General features: G+C 65.6%; 18 protein-coding genes. 11 read left to right on the top strand and 7 right to left on the bottom strand.

All coding sequences use genetic code 11. The features are described 5' to 3' along the window. Window positions 1–50: 50 nt before the first annotated feature. Window positions 51–458, bottom strand: coding sequence for a PPOX class F420-dependent oxidoreductase (locus ACOGXQ_RS16200; protein ID WP_419944639.1), 408 nt, complete (start codon window positions 456–458; stop codon window positions 51–53). Between the two features lie 81 nt (window positions 459–539). On the opposite strand from ACOGXQ_RS16200, the gene ACOGXQ_RS16195 reads away from it, so the two are divergent. The 11 genes from ACOGXQ_RS16195 (at window position 540) to ACOGXQ_RS16145 (ending at window position 11,081) form a co-directional block, all read left to right on the top strand. Further along, entirely contained in the window at window positions 540–1,526 is a 987-nt protein-coding gene (locus tag ACOGXQ_RS16195) for an LLM class flavin-dependent oxidoreductase (protein ID WP_419944638.1), read from the top strand. 55 nt (window positions 1,527–1,581) lie between these two features. Beyond that, a complete protein-coding gene (locus tag ACOGXQ_RS16190) occupies window positions 1,582–2,274 on the top strand; it encodes a helix-turn-helix domain-containing protein (protein WP_419944637.1) in 693 nt (230 codons plus the stop codon). 4 nt (window positions 2,275–2,278) lie between these two features. Then, window positions 2,279–2,506 (top strand): hypothetical protein, encoded by a 228-nt coding sequence (locus ACOGXQ_RS16185; RefSeq protein ID WP_419944636.1) that lies wholly within the window; start codon window positions 2,279–2,281, stop codon window positions 2,504–2,506. Between the two features lie 137 nt (window positions 2,507–2,643). After that, window positions 2,644–3,024, top strand: coding sequence for a hypothetical protein (locus tag ACOGXQ_RS16180; protein WP_419944635.1), 381 nt, complete (start codon window positions 2,644–2,646; stop codon window positions 3,022–3,024). A 352-nt stretch (window positions 3,025–3,376) separates the two neighbouring features. After that, entirely contained in the window at window positions 3,377–4,780 is a 1,404-nt protein-coding gene (locus ACOGXQ_RS16175) for an ammonium transporter (RefSeq protein WP_419944634.1), read from the top strand. Window positions 4,781–4,950: 170 nt separating this feature from the next. Next, window positions 4,951–5,163 carry a hypothetical protein gene (locus tag ACOGXQ_RS16170; RefSeq protein WP_419944633.1) on the top strand — a complete coding sequence of 71 codons (213 nt, stop codon included), beginning with the start codon at window positions 4,951–4,953 and terminating at the stop codon, window positions 5,161–5,163. Window positions 5,164–5,191: 28 nt separating this feature from the next. Next, window positions 5,192–5,335 carry a hypothetical protein gene (locus tag ACOGXQ_RS16165; RefSeq protein WP_419944632.1) on the top strand — a complete coding sequence of 48 codons (144 nt, stop codon included), beginning with the start codon at window positions 5,192–5,194 and terminating at the stop codon, window positions 5,333–5,335. A gap of 156 nt (window positions 5,336–5,491) precedes the next feature. Beyond that, window positions 5,492–5,923 carry a hypothetical protein gene (locus ACOGXQ_RS16160; protein WP_419944631.1) on the top strand — a complete coding sequence of 144 codons (432 nt, stop codon included), beginning with the start codon at window positions 5,492–5,494 and terminating at the stop codon, window positions 5,921–5,923. After that, window positions 5,920–8,316, top strand: coding sequence for a DUF1989 domain-containing protein (locus tag ACOGXQ_RS16155; RefSeq protein WP_419944630.1), 2,397 nt, complete (start codon window positions 5,920–5,922; stop codon window positions 8,314–8,316). The genes ACOGXQ_RS16160 and ACOGXQ_RS16155 overlap by 4 nt, the downstream gene beginning before the upstream one ends. A gap of 110 nt (window positions 8,317–8,426) precedes the next feature. Continuing rightward, window positions 8,427–9,767, top strand: a complete 1,341-nt coding sequence (locus ACOGXQ_RS16150; RefSeq protein WP_419944629.1) for a flavin-containing monooxygenase — start codon at window positions 8,427–8,429, stop codon at window positions 9,765–9,767. Window positions 9,768–9,797: 30 nt separating this feature from the next. Continuing rightward, window positions 9,798–11,081 (top strand): NAD(P)/FAD-dependent oxidoreductase, encoded by a 1,284-nt coding sequence (locus ACOGXQ_RS16145; protein ID WP_419944628.1) that lies wholly within the window; start codon window positions 9,798–9,800, stop codon window positions 11,079–11,081. Between the two features lie 86 nt (window positions 11,082–11,167). Here ACOGXQ_RS16145 and ACOGXQ_RS16140 read toward each other — a convergent pair whose 3' ends face one another. The 6 genes from ACOGXQ_RS16140 to ACOGXQ_RS16115 form a co-directional block, all read right to left on the bottom strand. Beyond that, window positions 11,168–11,341 carry a type II toxin-antitoxin system RelE family toxin gene (locus ACOGXQ_RS16140; RefSeq protein ID WP_419944627.1) on the bottom strand — a complete coding sequence of 58 codons (174 nt, stop codon included), beginning with the start codon at window positions 11,339–11,341 and terminating at the stop codon, window positions 11,168–11,170. A gap of 87 nt (window positions 11,342–11,428) precedes the next feature. Next, a complete protein-coding gene (locus tag ACOGXQ_RS16135) occupies window positions 11,429–11,701 on the bottom strand; it encodes a type II toxin-antitoxin system Phd/YefM family antitoxin (RefSeq protein WP_419944626.1) in 273 nt (90 codons plus the stop codon). A gap of 151 nt (window positions 11,702–11,852) precedes the next feature. Then, window positions 11,853–12,707 carry an FAD-dependent oxidoreductase gene (locus ACOGXQ_RS16130; RefSeq protein ID WP_419944625.1) on the bottom strand — a complete coding sequence of 285 codons (855 nt, stop codon included), beginning with the start codon at window positions 12,705–12,707 and terminating at the stop codon, window positions 11,853–11,855. Between the two features lie 32 nt (window positions 12,708–12,739). Next, on the bottom strand, window positions 12,740–13,225 hold the full coding sequence (locus tag ACOGXQ_RS16125; protein WP_419944624.1) for a hypothetical protein: 486 nt from the start codon (window positions 13,223–13,225) through the stop codon (window positions 12,740–12,742). Window positions 13,226–13,950: 725 nt separating this feature from the next. After that, complete coding sequence (locus tag ACOGXQ_RS16120) at window positions 13,951–14,808, bottom strand: hypothetical protein (RefSeq protein WP_419944623.1); 858 nt, start codon at window positions 14,806–14,808, stop codon at window positions 13,951–13,953. A gap of 1,108 nt (window positions 14,809–15,916) precedes the next feature. Next, window positions 15,917–16,864, bottom strand: coding sequence for a hypothetical protein (locus ACOGXQ_RS16115; protein WP_419944622.1), 948 nt, complete (start codon window positions 16,862–16,864; stop codon window positions 15,917–15,919). Window positions 16,865–16,987 lie beyond the last annotated feature (123 nt).

Raw genomic sequence — 16,987 nt, 5'->3', positions numbered from 1 at the left:
TTGCCGGCCAACGCTCTGCGTCAGCGCAGCACCTCGCCGCGCCCGCCGGCTCAGCCGTGCTGGTCGGGGCCGGCCTTGGTGATGTGGAAACGGACGAGGCAGCGCTGGTCCTCCACCATTGCGCGGCGGTAGTCGTCCCAGTCGGGGTGCTCGCCCTGCAGAGTCCGGTAGTACTCGACCAGCGGATCGAGCGCCGACTCGCCGGAGATGATCTCGGCCTGGCACTCGAGCTGGACCCAGCGGCCCAGCCACTTCCGGGGAAACACACAGAGCCACGACTGCGGATCACGGCGCAGGTTCCTGGTCTTGAACGCCGTCTCCCGCGTGCTCATGACCACCGTGTCGTCCACAACGGCCAGCGTCACGGGCGACAGCTGCGGGCTGCCATCGGGTGCTTTGGTGGCCAGCACCGCCTGGTCGTTGTCGCGTACATAGTCGAGGCCCTGGGAAATCTCCATTGCGGCAGCCTCGCATACACGGCCCCGTGAAGCCGGAGCGGCAGCCGGGTGCAGCTCGGCGTGTTCCGCGAGACTGCCGCCATGAAGATCTCTGCCGCATTCCCGCCGGTTCCCGACACGCCCGACCACATCGTGCTGGCCGAGGAGCTGGGCTACGAGACCGCCTGGGTGTACGACACACCGGCGCTGCAGCTCGACGTCTGGATGACGCTCGCGCTGGCCGGCGTCCGCACGAACCGCATCCGCTTGGGTACTGGCGTGCTGATCCCCTCGCTGCGCCACCCGATGACGACCGCATCGGCGATCGCGACATTGGTCGGGCTCGTCGGTCCCGACAGGGTGATCGTGGGCGCCGGCACCGGCTTCACCGGCCGCCGGGCCATGGGCCAGAAGCCGCTGCGCTGGGCGGACTTCCCGCAGATGGTCGCCGACACCCAAGCGCTGCTGCGAGGCGAGATCGTCTTGGTCGACGGCAGGGCGGCGCGCATGCTGCATTGGCCGGGCCAAGCGGTCGAGCGGCCCATCGAGGTGCCGTGGATCGTCGCCGTGAACGGTCCGCGTGGCCTCGCCGCGGCGGCTGAGATGGGCTGCGGCGTGTTCACCTCGCGGCCCCGTCCCGATGCTGACTACACCGGCATCGACGACGTCATCCTGCTTGGCTTCGGAACGATCATGGACGACGACGAGACGATCGAGTCGCCGCGGGTGCTCGACACCGCCGGACCAGGCGTGAGCGTCGCGTACCACGCATTCCTGGAACAGCGCGACGCCCGGCTCAGCACGCTGCCCAATGCCGACCGCTTCGCCGAAGTCACCGGCGACATGGATCCCGACACCCTCCACCTCTCACTCCACGAAGGCCATCTCACCGAGCTCAACGCCATCGACCGCCAGGTGCTCACCCCCGACTCGCTGCGCATCGCCCCCTTCGTGTGCCACGCCAGCGAGGTACCCGAACGAATGGAACGACTCGCCGCCGCAGGCATCACCGAGGTCGCCTTCCAGCCCATGGGCAGTGTCGAGCGGGAGCTTCGAACCTTTGCCGCAGCCGCCGACCTCGGCGGCTGAGGACTGAGGCCGCGGGCGCACCGGCCAGCAACCGCCATCTGGCACTATCAGGGCGATGAACCCGGTCCAGCGGGAAGACCCCAGCGAGCTCACCGACCTCGACGGCCCCGACTCGCTGAGCCTCGCGGAATCAGCCATCGACTCACCGTTGACCACCGCCGAGCTCTGCCGCGTCGTCGGCAGCCGAGTGCGCGAGCTCCGCCAAGCGTTGAACATGACCATGTCGGCGTTCGCCAACGACGCCGGCATCTCGCTGGGGATGCTCTCCAAGATCGAGCACGGCCAGAGCGCACCCAGCCTGTCGACGCTCGCGCGCCTGGCCGGAACGGCGAAGGTGCCCGTGACGGCGCTGTTCCGGGGCCTCGACGAGGAGCACGACCTGGTCATCGTCCGGGCGGGCGAAGGCCACGAGATCCACCACGACCGCGGCGGACCCGACCGGCTCTACCAAGACCTCGGCACCTTGCGAGGACCGAATCGGGTCATCGAGCCGATGATCACCACCATCACCGAGCCGGGTGGCGTCTTCCCGCTCTACCAGCACCCCGGCGTGGAGTTCCTCCACGTCCTCGAGGGCTCGCTCAGCTACGGCTACGGCGGCAAGTCCTACCTGCTCAATACGGGCGACACCATGCAGATCCACGGCGAGGTGGCCCATGGCCCGGTGGAGCTGGTCGAGTTGCCAGTCCGGTTCATCTCCATCAAGGTGTACCCGGCCAGCGAATCGCGCGCAGCGGCAGGGGGATGAGCCAATGGGACTGCTGCTCCTGATCGAGTTCATCAGCCAACGCCAAGGCGTCGCGCAGAGCGTGATGCTGTGGCTGCTGCTCGCCGGCGCGCTCGCGCTGACCTACTGGGAATGCCGCGAACGGGACTACCGGCTCAAGGTGCTGCTGTGGTGGGTGTCGTTCGTGGCGCTCACGCATGTGGTCGGCTATCTCGTCCTGCGGCTCGTTCCGCGGTCTGAGAGCGAGTCGTGAGCTGCCGCCTGCACCGGTCCGCGCCTCCGACAGCACCCCGACTGTCTTCCCGTCGGCAGCGACCCGACCGTCCGGTGAGAACTGCCGGCACCGAGCAAGCAGCGACATGACCGAAGAAGGCGACATGACCGAGGAACATGACTGAGACATCCCCCGACGAGCCGCCGACGCGACGCACCCTGGGAAATCGCAAGTGGGTGCTCGTCGGGACCGGGGCACTGCTGCTGGTGATCTTGATCTTCTTCGACGGATGCTCCGGTGTCGAAGTGGAGCAAGAGGACGCCATCGCGGTGGCACGAGCCGCACTCGAGGCAACACCCGAGAGATTCGAGCCCGACCGGTCCGAGATCCGGCTCATCCGACGGGGCTTCCCGCCGCGGCCGGCGTGGGCAGTGGTGTTCACGCTGGCTGATCCTGCCGGTGACCGCGACGACTTCCTGCGGCAGGCCGCGGTGGTCGTCGATGCCGCAACAGGCGCCGTGACTGAGATCGAATTCATCGAGCCCGGCGAGAGCTGACGAGAACGAGCCGCACCGCGACGGACAGCAGTGCGCCGTCCGGTTGCGGCCGCCCGGGCCGCGGTCTCGCTCGCCGGCTCAGCTTCGTGGGAGCCGCGCCAGCACGTCCACCCTTCCGTTGTCGCACCTGTTGATTCCCGCTCTTGTTCGCTCCGCTCACGAGCCGCTCGGGCCACAGCTTCGCCTACCGGCTCAGCTCCTTGGCCTGCCGACCGCCCGCAAGGTTCAAGATTCACCCATCTGGCGGTAGATAGTCGGCCGCAACATTGCGAATGTGTTACGGTCTTCCCCAATTGGGCTCGTCAAGGGATTGACGGCAACCCAAGCGCAACAGGAAACGGGGGGAGGCGCAATGGACATTGCCGCCGTGGCCACGGACGGGATACTGACCGAGGCCTACTACTACTTCACCGTCGCGATCATGTGGCTATTGCACGTCGGCTTCATGACCTATGAGGCCGGCGTCAGCCGTCGCAAGAACATCATGTCGACGGCGATGAAGAACATCATGACCATCGCAGTGGTGACGCCGACGTTCTACTACATCGGCTTCTGGGTCTACTTCTGCATGCAGGAGGGGCTAAAGTTCACCGGGACTGCCGACGGCAACGGCAACGCCGGCGAGGGGGCCTATTTCTGCGGCGACGGCTACTCAGTGCCGTGGGACGCCAGCATGGGGCCGAACCTCGGAGACAACCTCACCGGAGTCTTCTGGGCGGCATTCGTGCTGTTCTCGTGGACGACCGGCTCGATCATGTCGGGCTCGGTGCTGGAGCGCATCCGGATCTCGGCCTACCTCTGGCTGACCGCTCTCATGGGCGGCATCGTCTGGGTGATTGCCGCTGCATGGGGCTGGAGCGCCGGAGGCTGGCTGACCATTCACTTCGGCTACCACGACTTCGCCGCGTCAGGCGTGGTGCACGGCATCGCCGGCATCTTCGCCCTCGGCGTGCTTTTCAATCTCGGGCCGAGAATCGGGCGCTACGACGCCAACGGCGGGACACGGGCATTCAGGCCCCACAACCTGCATCTCACGTTGATGGGGCTGATGATCATCTTCACGGCGTTCTACGCGTTCTATGCCGCCTGCCTGTACATCCAGGCCGAGACCACCGGCGGCTACATCAACATCTACTTCGTCCCGACCACCCTGTCGGCCATCACGTTCACCATCACCATGGCGTTCGCCGGCGGCTTCGCCGGCGGCTACATCTTCGCCAAGGGCGACCCGTTCTGGACGCTCTCGGGTGGCCTGGCCGGAGTTGTGGCCGTCTCGGCAGGGGCCGACATCTACAGCCCGTCACTGACGCTGATCCTGGCGTTCTTCTCCGCTGGTCTCGCCTACTTGGTGGGCAACTGGTTGGAGCAGAAGGCTCGCATCGACGATGCTGTCGGCGCCGTCTCGGTCCACGGTGTGATGGGCTTCTGGGGCGTGCTGCTGTTGGGCATCTTCGCCGGCGGGTTCCCCGCGAGCGGCATCGTGGATGTCAAGACCTCGTTCTTGGGCCAGCTCGTCGGCGCCGCAGCACTTATCTCTCTGGCGTTCTTCACGGGCTACATCGCTTCGTGGATACTCAAGAAGCTGAACCTGCTGCGGGTACCGCCGGAAGTCGAACTCGAAGGCCTCGACATGGCCGAGTTCGAGACAGACTTCTTCCCCGAATTCGGTCGCGCGGACGAGTCCATCGTTCACGCCGACGGTTCCGAGGAGCCGTCTGCAGGCGTCCTGCAGGCGGCCTACCGGGACAACCGTTAGCGCACGGTGTCGGGCGCATGGCTCCAGTTCGTCGGCGCACTCGTGCTGATGTACCTCGTCGTAGGTGCAGCAGGGCTGTGGGCGCAACGGCAGCGAGCCAGAGCGCGCGACGCCGGCGGCAGCACACAGGACGCTGAGCGCCAGGCTCAGAATCGGTCAAGGAGAACAACATGAACACTTTTCCCTACGAAAGCCTCGACGCCGCCACCGAAGCGGCAGGGGGCTACTCGACTTGGAGCGCGGCGGCAGGCACCAACACGACGATGGTGGTCCTCGCCATCATCGGCATCGCCATCTCGGTGGTGTCAGCAGTGCTGGTGACGGTCCGCGAGGACGCGCTGCTCAACCACGCGGCCGACCGGCTCGCTGAGAAGTACAACTAGCTCGTAGAGCTCACCCGTTAGGACTGACATGGCTCGCAGAAAGCAAATCGAGTTCCAGGGCTTGCAGGGCCACAACAAGAACGTGGAGAAGGCCGTAGTGGTCTTCTGCGTCGCCTGCATCGTCTTCGTCATCATCGCCGTGCAGGTGGTCGGCGGAGGCTCGCTGCGCTGAGTCTCGGCCTGGCCGGCGGCGCCGGCATGAACTGCCGCTTCTGGCCGGGTGGGGGACCGCCAAGCCTTCAAGCATTCGCCGGTCACGGTTCCTGTCGGCACAGAAGCCGGCAGGAACCGTGACGGGCGCTCGGCGCGGAATGCAAAGATTGGCACCGTGAAAACGCCCCGCAAGCGGATTGCCCAGGTGTGCTCCGCCGCCGCTGGCGCAGCGATGCTGCTGCCATGGCACGTCAACGCGGGGCTGGGCGGCAACCAGACAGTGCTCGGCATCGGCATCACCGAGGGGCGGCTGACGATTGTTGCGTGCGCAGTGACGATCGGCCTGATCCACATCGACTGGCGCCCAGCGTGGATCGGCGCCGGTTTCGCCGCTGCCATTGCAGCACGCGAGATCTTCGACCCGTCCGGCATCGGCCCGCCCGGTCGCCCACCCGATCCGGGCATCGGCGTCTGGATTGCAGTCGTCGCTGCTGGCATCGCTGCCGTGTTGCTGGTATGGGACATGTTGGCCCATATCTCAGGGGCTGACGACGGCAACGGGCCGCCGAAGCAGGGGCTCTCCGGCCCGCTCGGCCGGCGGCGATGACACTGCTGCTGCCCGGCGAATCGGTGGTGGTGCCCGGGCTGATGCTGCTCGGAGAGGGCGTCGAGCGGTACCGGGTCACCGGCGGCGGGGCAACGGTGCTGGCCCTCGATGCGGGCGACGAGTTGGAGATCGTGGATCCGGAGGGCCGCCAGCCGTGCGAGCTGGTGGCGTTCGACGCCAGCGGGCAGTCGGACCCAGCCCTGCTCGAAGTCACCGGGCTCGAGGGCTCTGGCGGCAGCGCCCGAACAGCCGGCGGGTCCGATCCCGCCGCAGTCGGCATCCTCTCAGCGCCGCTGCACGACGCACGCCGCGTACGGGCCGGTCTCGAGCGTGTCGGCGTCGACATGCCCGCCCTGCAGGCAGCGACCCCGCTGAGGCTGCTCGACGGCGACACGCCGGCGAACGTCACGGCCCGGGTGACAGCGCTCGATGATGTCGCCTGCGTGGTCGCGGCACCCGGCGGCCCCATGTCGGCGCACGAGGGTGCTCCGCCCACCGATCTCATCGCCCATGTCCATCGCCGTGACCCTGCCGGCAGCGACACGGAGCCGTTGCTGCCGACACCGCTGGCCGACCCCAGCCAAGACTTCATCGTGCTGGCCAGCACGGCACGCGCCTACCAGGTGTCGAAGGGCGACTGGTTCCAGGTGGTGGACATGGAGGGCCGGCAGTGCTCCGACTTCCAGTGCTTCGCCGTGGCAGATCTTGAAGCGGGCACCGATCTCTGCCTCGACGCCACCATCACCCGCTCGCTCATGGGCGCGAGCTACCCGATGCCGGGCCTGTACTCCAAATTCTTCAACGCCAACATGCAGCCGCTCGTGGAGGTGGTGCAGGACACGGTGGGCCGCCACGACACCTTCAACACCGCCTGCAACGCCCGCTACTACGAGGAGATGGGCTACCCCGGCCACATCAACTGCACCGACAACATCAACGGTGAGCTCGGGCCCTACGGCGTCGCTGCGCGACGGGGCTGGGAGGCGATCAACTTCTTCTACAACACCCAGGTGGACGACGCGAATCAGATCTACCTCGACGAGCCCTGGTCGCGCCCCGGCGACTACGTGCTGCTGCGGGCGCTGGAGGACTTGGTGTGCGTCAGCACTGCGTGCCCGTGCGATGTCGACGCCGCGAATGGCTGGAACCCCACCGACATCGCAGTGCGGGTGTATCCCGCAGCGAACATGTTCAAGAAAGCGACGGCCATCAGAATGACCGCGGACTCCGAAGCCCAGCTCACCAAAGAGACCGGATTCCACTCCCGCACCGCAGCGCTGACGCGCAGCTTCAGCGAGTACTGCGGGTACTGGCTGGCCGACCACTTCACGGCCCACGGCGCCGTCGAGGAGTACTGGGCGTGCCGGCAGGCCGCAGCTGCCATCGACCTGTCGCCGCTGCGCAAATACGAGGTGACCGGGCCCGACGCCGAGCTGCTGATGCAGACCTGTGTCACTCGCAACGTCCGCAAGCTGGCTGACGGGCAGGTCGTGTACACCGCCATGTGCCACCCCACCGGCGGCATGATCGACGACGGCACCGTCTTCCGGATCGGGCGCGAGAACTTCCGCTGGATCGGCGGCCAGCTCGGTTACAGCGGGGTGTGGCTGCGTGAGCAGGCCGAGCGGCTCGGCTTGAACGTGTGGGTGCGCAACTCCACCGAGCAGCTCCACAATCTGCAGGTGCAGGGACCCAACAGCCGCCGCATCCTCGACGAGATCATCTGGACCCGCCCCGACCAGCAGGCGGTGTCCGAGCTGGGCTGGTTCCGCTTCTCGATCGCCCGCATCGGCGACTACGACGGCATCCCGCTGGTGGTCTCACGCACCGGCTACACCGGCGAGCTCGGCTACGAAGTCTTCTGCCACCCCTCCGACGCCCCGGCGGTGTGGGACGCCATCTTCGAGGCGGGCACACCCCACGGGCTCGTGCCCATGGGCCTGAGTGCGCTCGACATGCTGCGCATCGAGGCCGGGCTGGTGTTCGCCGGCCACGAGTTCTGCGACCAGACCGATCCCTACGAGGCGGGAATCGGCTTCACGGTTCCGCTCAAAACCAAGGAAGACGACTTCATCGGGCGCGATGCGTTGTTCGACCGGCGCGACAACCCCCAGCGGCGCCTGGTGGGCCTGGAGCTCGACGGGGGCGAGACGGCGGCGCTCGGCGACGGCGTGTACGTGGGGCGCAACCACGTCGGCGAGGTCACCAGCGGCACCATCTCTCCCATCTTGCGCAAGAACATCGCCCTGTGTCGCATGACGCTGCCCTACAACGAGATCGGCACCGCCGTCGAGGTGGGCAAGCTGGACGGCCACGAGAAGCGCATCGCCGCCGAGGTGGTGCGCTACCCGTTCTACGACCCCGACAAGTCCCGCGTACGCGGCCTCACCTAGGGGCTGAGCCGGCAGGCGAGGCTGTGTCCGGGGCCTTGGCACGCAGGTGCAAGACTGGGCGCTGTTCTACTCTCATTGCATAAACATCTACTCACAGGGGGGATCCGGACATGACACGGGTAGCCATCATCGGTGCGGGACCGTGCGGCCTGTCGCAGCTGCATGCGTTCGCCAGCGACGCCTCGGCAGAGGCCGCAGGCGTCGAGCTCGTCTGCTTCGAGAAGCAGGAGGACTGGGGCGGCCTGTGGAACTACACGTGGCGCACGGGCCTCGATGAGCACGGCGAGCCGTGTCACGGCTCCATGTACCGCTACCTGTGGTCCAACGGCCCCAAGGAGTGCCTGGAATTCGCGGACTACGGCTTCGAGGAGCACTTCGGCAAGCCGGTGGCGTCGTTCCCGCCCCGGGAGGTGCTCTACGACTACATCATCGGCCGGGTCGAGCGCAGCGGCGTCCGCGACAAGATCCGGTTCAACCACGCCGTGCGGCGGGTGAGCCGGTCCGCCGTCGGCGACGGCTTCACCGTGACGTCGCACGATCACACCGCCGACGCCAGCGTCAGCGAGGACTTCGACTGGGTGGTGGTGTCGACGGGGCATTTCTCGACGCCCAACATGCCCCACTACCCCGGCTACGAGACGTTCGGCGGCACGCTGCTGCACGCCCACGACTTCCGCGACGCCGTGCAGTTCGAGGGTCAGACGGTGATGGTCATCGGCTCGAGCTACTCGGCCGAGGACATCGCGTCGCAGCTCTGGAAGTACGGGGCCTCAGAGGTCATCTGCTCCTCGCGCAGCGGGCCCATGGGGTTCGACTGGCCGGCAGGCATCAGCGAGAAGCCGATCCTCACCCATGTGGACGGACGCACCGTGCACTTCACCGACGGCACAACCGCCGAGGTTGACGCCATCGTCTCGTGCACCGGCTACCTGCACCACTTCCCGTTCATGGACGACGAGCTGCGGCTGGTGACCGCCAACCGCCTGGCCTCCTCGATGCTGTACCGGGGCGTCGTGTTCCAGCCCGAGAACCGCATTCTCTACTTGGGGATGCAGGACCAGTGGTACACGTTCAACATGTTCGACGCCCAGGCCTGGTACGCCCGCGACGTGGTCCTGGGCCGCATCGAGCTGCCCAGCGCTGATGCGCAGGCCCGCTGGATCGACGACTTCCAGGCAGCCGAGGACGCCGTGCCCGACGATTACGGGGCCATCGACTTCCAGGGCGACTACACCCAGGATCTGCTGGACCAGACCGATTGCCCCGACCCGAACACGCAGCTCATCAACAAGATGTTCAAGGACTGGAAGGGCCACAAGAAGCAGTCGATCATCGGCTACCGCGACCACGGCCACACCTCGCCGGTGACGGGAACGCTGGCGCCGGTGCACCACACGTCGTGGGAGGACGCCCTCGACGACTCGCTGGAGTCCTACCTAGCCGACGGCTGATCAGCCCCGGTCCGAGTCTGCGCTCACGTCATGGCCGCGTTTCCCGCCGAGGCCGAGATCGGGGGCGCAGGTGGCCCGCTAAGCGGAGTTGACGTGCCCAGCGAAGCAGACGTCCCGCGCGAAGCCGATGTGATTGTGATCGGTGCCGGGGTGACCGGCGCCAGCATCGGCTACCAGCTCGCCCGGCACTCGGATCTGCGCGTCGTCATCGTCGATGCCAGGGCGCCCGTCGGCGGCATCTCCGGCCGCACCTTCGGCCAGATCCGCCAGCACTACTCCAACGAGCTGATGGTGCGCATCGCGCAGCGGGGCTTCCGCTGCATCCAGAACTGGGATTCGGTGGTGGGCTTCGGCGATCCCGGCTATGCGCGCTTCGGCTACATGCTGCTGGTGGTCGCCGACCAGCTCGACGGGCTGCGGCACAACATCGAGCTAGGTCAGCGCCTGGGCGTGGACACCCGCTTCGTGGTCGGTGACGAGATCAGCGAGATCGAGCCGCTGGTGAACGCCGAGGGACTTGCCGGCGGTGCCTACGAACCCGAAGGCGGCTACATCGACGTCACGAAGATGGTGCTGAGCTGGCTCACCGCGGCCAGCGCCGCCGGAGCCGATGTGCTCGCGCCTGTCGCTGTGGAGGAGATCACGACCGCAGGCGACACCGTCACCGGCGTGGCCACTGCTGCCGGTGAGATCGCTGCCCCGACGGTGGTCGCCGCGACCGGCGCGTGGGCCCGCGATCTGCTGGACCCCTTGGGCGTGGAGGTGCCCATCGAGCGTCGACGGCTGGAAATGGCAGTGCTCGAACAGCACGCCGGGGCGCGGGCGCTGGGCACCTGCATCACCGATGGCAACTCCAACCTGGTGATCCGTCCCGACATGGGCCGTCACATCGTGGCGGTGGCCTACCCGCCCGAGATGCCCGTGGTCGATGACCCGCTCGCCGATGCATCTGACGCCGATCACGCAGCCCACGACGTGCGCCTCAGAGCCGCAATTTCGGAGCGGCTTCCGAGCCTCACGGTGGCAGCCACCGTGAGCACCACCGCCGGGGCCTACGACGTTGCGCCCGACTACCACCCGATCCTGGGCTGGGCTTCGGAGATCGCACCAGTGGACGGCCTGTACTTGGCGGTCGGCCTCTCCGGCCACGGCCTCAAGCTGTCGCCGGCCCTCGGCGAGATCGTCGCCGCACGCGTGCTCGGCGTCGACCAGGTGGGCGATGCGCCCCCCATCGACATCAGCGCGCTGCGCCCCTCACGCATCGCCGACGGCGACCTGATGCACCTGTCCTACGGCCCCAGCGCCCGCGCCTAGCTCCAGGGGTAGGGCGAGTTGCTGACGGGGTGCAGCTTGCCTGCGGCACTACGCGAGGAGCAGCACAGCTATCGCTGAAGCGAGCTTCAGCGATAGGCGTCTTTGCGGGGGGTGATGGCGGTGACGCGGATAACGTCGGATGAGACTCGGTAGATGATGCGGTGGCTCCTGCCGAGGCGGGCCGAGCGGAAACCGCTCAGACGGCCTTGCAGTTTCTTGCCGAGCGCCGGGTCATTGTCGAGGCGCCGGATGATCTCCATTGCCCGACTGCGTTGCCCCTCAGGCAGCCCTCCGAGCGACTTGGCTGCACTGCGGGACAGTTCGGGCACGGCTCAGATAATGCGCCGTCAGATCTCGTCGAGTCGAACGAATTCGCCGGCGGCAAACTCGGCTTCGCCCTGCGCGATGGCCGCCATGGTGTCCTGGTCGCTCAAGATGTTCATGGTCTCGACCAGCGACTCGTACTCGTCGCTCGACAGGATGACAGCCACCGGTCGTCCGTGCTTGGTGATGACGCACTGGGTGCCGGTGCGGTCGATCTCGTCGACGATCTCGCTGAGGTTGTTGCGGACCTCAGTCAGCGGTGCCATCGACGGGTTCTGTTCGAGCTCTGACGACACGGCAGCACTGTACAGAATGCTGTGCAGAAAATACAGCCAGTTTCCGGTCGGCGGTGGCGCGGCCCGTGCCGAAGGCCGGCACCCGCGCCTAAACGCTCTGCCAAGTCTTGCGGGCGAGCGCCGGCGAAGCCTTGGCGCTCGCAAAGAACAGCTAGCTCCAGGGGTAGGGGGAATTGCTGACGGGGTGCAGCTTGCCTTCGGCGTAGCGCGAGTAGCGGAACGGCTCGAGCAGCGCCTGGGGCTCGCCGAGCAGCTCCTTCGCGACCAGCGCGCCGACGCCGATCATCTTGTAACCGTGGTTGGAGTCGGCGATGAAGTAGGCGTTGTCGCAGAAGGAGTCGAACACCGGGAAGTTGTCGGGCGAGAAGCTGCCGATCCCGCCGGATGGCTCATCGCTGATCAGGTGGTTCTTGCCCTCGAAGCGCTTGTGGCAGTGCGCCAGCGCCGCGGTCCAGGTGCGGTAGAAGTCGCCCCCCACCACGAAATCGGGCGAGTCCGGCCCGTAGGGGTCGACGGCCACCTGTTCGGGCGGCTTGTCGACCACGTAGGGCATGTAGCCGCCCTGCACGCCGCCGAAGTTGAAATCGGGCTTGTAGTAGATGCCCCACGGCCCTTCAGTGACCAGGCCGTCGGCGTCGTACAGCGGGGCGTCGGTGTCGACATGCACCACCGGGGGCATGTTGCCCTCATTGTCCGTCAGGTAACCGGGGTCGACCGTCAGGGTGCCCTCCTGCAGGCACATATAGGTCCACGTCGGCACGTTGTGCAGCTCGCCGTCGCCGCCCGCGATGTCGGTGGTCGTCGGCAGGTCGAGCATCGCCCAGATCTTCTGCACCCACGGTCCCACCGCAACCACGACGTGCTCGCAGGCAACCGGGCCCTGATCGGTGAGCACCGAGGTCACGGCCCCCGAGCCGTCCCGCTCGAAGCCGGTGACGGTCACGCCCCCGACCACATTCACGTCCTCGGCTTCGGCCTTGCCCAGCAGGCCCTTCAGCGAGGCCATGTTGTTGGCGTAACCGCCGCGGGTCCGATCACTTATCCCTGCGGGGACGACCACAGCGAGTAGTTGCCGTCGAAGGGTTCGCAATCGTCGCGATCCAACGAATCGTCAGCCGGAAAGCGCGGGTTCTCAAGCCACGCCTCAGAATCGTTGGGACTCGCTGTGGTGACCAACTGGAACCGGCTGAGACTAATCGTGCATGATCGCACCGATCCATCGAGCAGCGAAATCATGAAGAAGTGAATCGGTCCCAAGCACGAATCTGCCGGGACCACCTCGATTCCCAAATGCGCACCGTCCGTACCGGCAAGCCAAGCCGCCCATGGCGCTCCAAAATACTCCCTCTCGGAGCCTTCCTCAGCTGGCGGATAGAGCTGGTAGCTGCCGCTCGTCTCGCCGTACTGCAATGTGAACCCACCGTTGAATTCGACCAACTCGAGTAGTCTGTCGCCATAGGTAACCGTCGTCGGGAACGACTCCGAGAGGTGTCCACGGTCACTGCCATCCGACGGACGGGCCACGAGCAGTTCGCCCCACGATGCGACTGCCGACCCTATTCCATATGGCCCGAACTCACCATCCTCGCCGGAGGTCCACCGATGAGCGTCGAACCAGAATTCAAGCGTCGACGGTGAAATGACCGGCCACATGAAGCACAACTCCACAACAAGCGTGCCCCCATCGTCGGGACGGATTTCGACTTCCGTTAGTTCGAATGTTCTAGTGTCATAGAACTGCACTCTCGGCGCCGAGTCCCTCTCATAGTCGTATCCCCAGTAAGTGCGGACAATACCGCTGAATGGTGCCTGCGGAATCTCAGAGCTGAGTTGGTGCTGGAGATCCGTGGGTTCTGAAGCTCTTGATTGATCGTCAGACTCCGATGCCGCTTGATCGGGATCTTCAGCGCTTGAAGTTTCCAAACCCGGCTCGACCGGACGCAGATCATCGGAGTCACTAGTAACGCTGGCCGTCTCTGAGGGTGACGATACGGAGGTCTCGACCGTAGTTGTCGTCGGGGCAGAAGTGCTCTCCTCGGAACTCGGTGCGCTGTCTCCTTGAATCGTCTGCGAGACAGACGCGCGGTCAGCTGTGGATGTCGTAACCCTTTTCTCGGCGGACTCGTTGATCGTCGTCGAACCGCTGCATGCTGAGCACACAAGGAGCGTCGCAACCGCGAGCGCGCCCAGTCGGCATCGTGCCCGGGTGGGTTCATTCTCGTGACCGAGCAGTGTGGAGGAGTACTGATTCATAGGTCGATGAGTCCGCCCCAGCGGTAGTGCCCTGCGGATTGGTCGGCGAAGGCGTGCATCATGATGTAGTCCAAGAAGATCAGGAACTCTGACACGTTGCGGTTGATGTCGAAGCAGTCCATGCCCATCGCCGCAAGCAGCGCGTTCAGCGCTCGCGTATCGGTCCCCGATTCGTCGGCGTCGGTGTTGTCGTCGTCTGCGTCCCAATCTCTTGAGTCGTACTTGATGCTGAGCGGATTCGAGGTGAATGCTCTGATGCAGTCGCGGGCGAACAACCGGTTCGTCTCTTTAGCCGTCGAGAACCCTACTGGGCATCCGTCATCGGCATGGTAGTGATCGGCATGGCTCGGATATCCGCGTGGCAGAACGTTGCCGAAGTACTTCCGCAGCGACGCTTCGACCCCGACGAGCCACCGGTACCGCGTCAGCGGGGTCATTTCCTCGTTGCCGGCGCAGGGCCGGAAGATCTGACCGCCGGCCCAGTCGATGCCCTTGATGTCGATCGCTCTGCCGACGTTATGAAATGTACGTTGCTCCGCTCTCTTTACAAACATCCCGTTGTGATACAGCGTGGTAATGCTGCCGTAGGTGCCGTACTCGTTCGAGAAATACTGGAGGTTGGTCATCCAAGCATCGAGCAACGGCGACAGTTGTCGGCTGGATTTCCAACCGCCGTGCCCGAGTGGAGGTGGTCCCATTTCGGCATATGGGTCGACGGCAGTACCAGCAGGGCCTGTGAGCGTGCATGCGCCCGCAGCCACGTCGGTGAGACGCACGTTACCGATCGCGCCGATCGAGATCAGGCTTGAATCGTCGTCGGCAAGCGGGTTTTCTGGGCGTTCTTCGCAGCTCATGTCAGCTCACCTCTGTTCGGCGTTGCGGCTTGTAGGCCTCGGACTTCGCGAACCCTTCAGCACTGCCTAGCACCACTTCTGGGGAGACCCCGTGGCGAATCAGCTCGTCTGGCCCGAGCGCACGAGCGGTAGGCGAGCCTGACGACCCGAACACTTTGCGGACTCGACTGCCATCGGCGCCTTTCACCGCGACGACGTATCCGTCTTTCGTGTAGTGGACCCCCAGCAGTTGTTCGTCCGCTCGGAAGGGAAAATGCATCGGCGCCTGTCACTGATCTGGCCCGCGCACCGTCGCTGCCGTAGGCAATGACCAAGCCACCCGAAGGACCCTCGAACGCTCCCCACAAACCGCCATGCGGAACCGACAGTGCTTGGTGTTGCTTCTGAAACTCGCTTCTCAAAGCAGCAGCCAAGGACGCGAACTCCACAGCTACGCCGGAATCGGTGTCCCCCGAGTCGATGTATCGGAGCACCGCCACGACACCCTCGGACTGCAAGATTGCGCCGACCGTGCCGCCGCGCAGCGGATCGGAGCTGAACTCGATCTGCTGCCACTCGCGGCCATCACTGCTGGCAAGCAGCAGAGGCCGATGACTCGTCGGCCGAAATGAGAAGCCTGCTGGCTGTGCAGGTGCGAAAGACTGTCGTGACAGTCGCTCCGCTTCAGCACCTGCCTGAGATACAAGCTTCGTGTAGAGCTCTCCAGACTTGAGCTGAACCGGCTCTGACTCGATGATGCGATGACCCCCCACCACCAGCACTTGCCCGCTCACGGCAAGGCAGTATGCCTGAGCACCACTCGGAGTGGCAATGTTGTAATCCCGCTGGCGCTGCTCGTCGCGTACGAAGTAGCCGGCCGGGCCGTTGCGCAGTGTCAACAGGCTGCCGCCCCACACCGTTGCGTCGATCAGGCCCTCGGCGACCACGACCGGCTCGTACCCGCCTTCCTTGTCGGTGCTGCCGTCCCGCCCGAGCCGCGAAGCATCGATCCCAGGGGCCGCATATGCGTGCCGCCCAAGAAAGACAGCACCAGCCGACGCGCCGACGATCGCCAGGAATCGCCGACGAGACACCAAAGGTTGGCTATTGGTCACCATGAGTCCTTCCACTAGCTACTGCCTGGCAGGTCGTCGGGACGAGGGCAAGTGTTGCCGTAGGTCGTAGAGCCCGAAGCGGAGTCGCTGGTGCGCACGTACACATCGACGGTCGCCCGATCCGCCGTGATCGACGATGGGAGCCCATAGGTGGTCGCTTCGATCGTGTAAGTCCCCGGAGCAAGCCGCCCGTACAGACGCGAGTTAGATCCGTAGCCGCCATCGTCATTGTAAGTCCGCGACGTAGGCTGCGGAGGCTGATTTCCGAGCTGATACGCGCCGTTCAGCAGATACAGGTATGTGTCGTCGCTGGACACCAAGTCGATGGAGATGATCTTCGTCTCAGTCAGCGTGAACATCAGATAGTTCGACAGATATCTCGCATTGACCTCGAATGGGCCGTTCCGCGAGATCGAAACGCAAACGTCATGCTTGCGGAGCCCAGAGTGCGTGACCGACGCATCACCCAACGTGCCCAAGCTGACCAGACACCCGTCGATGAAGGCGACACTCACGCTCAGCGAGTAGCCGCCGGTATCGCCCACGTAGGTGCTGGTCGCCTCGATCGTGTAGGTCCCCGCCGGAAGCAGCAGCCGCTCCAGCCGCGAGCGGCGATAGCGCGAGTCACCCGTCGCGCGGCCCAGCACCGACCCCGAGCTGTCCGACAGAACCACATAGGTCCGCATCGACCCCGGCGACGCGTCGTCCAGGCTGATCGACACCGTCCCCGCCGCGTCCAGCGTGAACGTATGCCGCCGCGCGTAATAGACGCTCGTGGTGTCAGCCGGGTCACGCAGCGACGACACACAACCGGCGTCTGCTTGGATCGTTCCGGTTGTGGAGAGGCTGGTCGTGGTCGCGTTCAGGGTGCCGAGATCTGTCAGACAGGACGATGTGCTGTCGTCATTGCTTGTCTGTGCTGCTGCGACCGACGCGGCGAGCGCATCTGCCGCAGTCAGCATGAGGGAGAGACACCCAAGCACGCAGAGTCGCTTCCAGTGACTCTGGCAACGGTCGAGGGCTCTGGCCAGCACGAATGGGCACGCTAGGAGACTGCTGATTTATTCGGATCCGGGCAAGTCTGC

The organism is Candidatus Poriferisodalis sp. (assembly GCF_965208485.1).
In the GTDB taxonomy this organism is placed as follows: domain Bacteria; phylum Actinomycetota; class Acidimicrobiia; order Acidimicrobiales; family Poriferisodalaceae; genus Poriferisodalis.
Note: the sequence above shows the minus strand (reverse complement) of the source record. Positions and strands in the feature narration are given on the sequence as shown.